Annotated in this window: 1 protein-coding gene; it reads left to right on the top strand. The window is 70.4% G+C overall.

Going from position 1 to position 2,351, the window contains the following annotated elements; all coding sequences use genetic code 11:
- A partial coding sequence (locus ACFFIA_RS31270; protein WP_377257715.1) for a non-ribosomal peptide synthetase occupies nucleotides 1-2,189 on the top strand: 2,189 nt, incomplete at its 5' end.
- Between the last annotated feature and the right edge of the window lie 162 nt (nucleotides 2,190-2,351).

Here is a 2,351-nt window from a genome sequence, read left to right as displayed (position 1 = left end):
GGGCTGGGGTGTCGCAGGGCGCCGGTTTGTTCGACAGCATCGTCGTCTTCGAAAACTATCCGGTGGACACGCACGCCGCAGCCGCGCACGGGCTGCGTCTCGGCGAGGTGGAGTCCAGCGAGGTCGGCACCTATCCGCTCAACCTCATCGCCTACACCGGTGACGAGCTGACCGGTGAGCTGCGCTACGACCCGGCGCTCTTCGACGCCGCGACGGTGGAGCGGATGGCCGTGCATCTGGGCGTGATCCTCGATGCGATGGCCGCCGACCCGGAGCGGCCGGTCTCCGCCCTGCCGGTGCTCACCGAGGCGGAGCACCACCAGATCGTGGTCGAGTGGAACGACACGGCCGCGCCGTACCCCTCCGACCTGTGCGTGCACGAGGTGTTCGAGGCGCAGGCCCGCTGCACGCCGGAGGCGGTCGCGCTGCGCTTCGAGGGCGCCTCGCTCACGTACGCGGAGCTGGACGCGCGCGCCAACCAGCTCGCCCACCACCTGCGCGGCCTCGGGGTGGGGCCGGAGGATCGGGTCGGGCTGGCCATGGAGCGGAGCGCCGACCTCATCATCGCGATGCTCGGCGTGCTCAAGGCCGGTGCCGCCTACGTACCCCTGGATCCCGGATACCCGGCCGAGCGGTTGACGTTCATGGTCGAGGATGTCGCGGCACCGGTCATCCTCACGGTCAGTGGCATCGCCGACCGGCTGCCGCCGACCCCGGCGCGCACCGTGCTGCTCGACCGCGACTGGCCGGTGGTCGGCCAGCTCCCGACCACGTCGCCCGGCGTAGGCGTCGGCCCGGACAGCCCGGTGTACGTGATGTACACCTCCGGCTCCACCGGCCGCCCGCGCGGCGCGATCGTCCGGCACCGCGGCGTGGTGCGCCTGGTCAAGCCCATCGACTACTGCAAGACCGACGGTGACGAGGTGGTGGCGCAGTCGGCGTCCATCTCCTTCGACGCGTCGACGTTCGAGATCTGGAGCTGCCTGCTCAACGGCGCCCGACTGGCGATCTATCCGCCAGGTGAGACCTCGCTCCGGCGGCTCGCTGACTTCGTCGCGGCCGAGTCCGTGACCACGCTCGTCCTCGCCACGGGGATGTTCCACGAGATCGTCGACGCCGACGTGGAGATGCTCGCCGGGCTGCGCCAGATCGTGGTGGGCGGCGACGTGCTCTCGCCGGTCCATTGTGCGCGGGTCACCGACCGCGCGCCGGACCTCCAGATCATCAATGTGTACGGGCCGACGGAGTGCACCTCGATCAGCACCGTGCACCTCGTGAGTGACAACCCGTCGCCGGACCGGCGGCTGCCGATCGGTCCGCCGATCGCCAATACCCGCGTGTACGTGCTGGACGAGGAGCGCCGGGTCGTCCCGGTGGGCGTGCGCGGCGAGGTCTACATCGGCGGCGACGGCGTCGGCCTGGGATACCTCAACCGGCCCGAGCTGAACGCCGAGCGGTTCCTGCCCGACCCGTTCGTGCCGTCCACTGAGCGACCTGCGCCGCTGCTCTACAAGACCGGTGACCTGGCCCGGTGGCTGCCCGACGGCCAGCTCGACTTCCAGGGGCGGGTCGATACCCAGGTGAAGATCCGGGGCTTCCGGATCGAGCCGGGCGAGGTGGAGGCCGCGCTCGTACGGCATCCGGCGGTGGCCGAGGCCGCGGTGGTCGTGCATGGCGAGGGCGCCACGCGCCGCCTGGTCGGCTATGTCGTGCCCGAGTCCGGCGGGACGGTCGACGTGGTCGAGCTGCGGGCCTTCGTCGGCCGGGCCGTGCCGGAGTACATGGTGCCGCCGGTGCTGATGGTCCTGGAACGCCTGCCCCTGACACCGAACGGAAAGGTGGACCGGCGCGCGCTGCCGGCGCCCGAGGCGCGTGCGGTGGTGGGCGCCGAGTTCGCGGCGCCGTCCTCCGAGACGGAACAGGTGCTGGCAAACCTGTGGGTCGACGTGTTGGGCGTGGACCGGGTCGGTGTCCGCGACAGCTTCTTCGAGCTGGGCGGTGATTCGATCCTGAGTATCCGGGTGGTGGCCCGGGTGCGTGAGGTGTTCGGTGTCGACCTGTCGCCGCGAGAGCTGTTCAACCACCCCACCATCGCCGAGCTGGCGGAAACCATCGAAGACAAGATCCTGGCCGAGATCGAGCGCGAGCTGTCCGAGAAGGACAACGGCACGGCGAGCACGGAAGGCTGACAACACGTGTCCAGTTCCCGCGAAGACCGAATCGCAGCTCTCCCCGAGGAAGCCCGCCGCCTCCTGCGCGAGCGGCTCGCCGGCAAGGCGACGACCACGGATCAGATCCCGGTGGTGTCGCGTGGTGGTGTGTTGCCGTTGTCGTTTGCGCAGCAGCGGTTG

Source organism: Phytohabitans kaempferiae, from assembly GCF_042433955.1.
Taxonomy (GTDB): domain Bacteria; phylum Actinomycetota; class Actinomycetes; order Mycobacteriales; family Micromonosporaceae; genus Phytohabitans; species Phytohabitans kaempferiae.
Note: the sequence above shows the minus strand (reverse complement) of the source record. Positions and strands in the feature narration are given on the sequence as shown.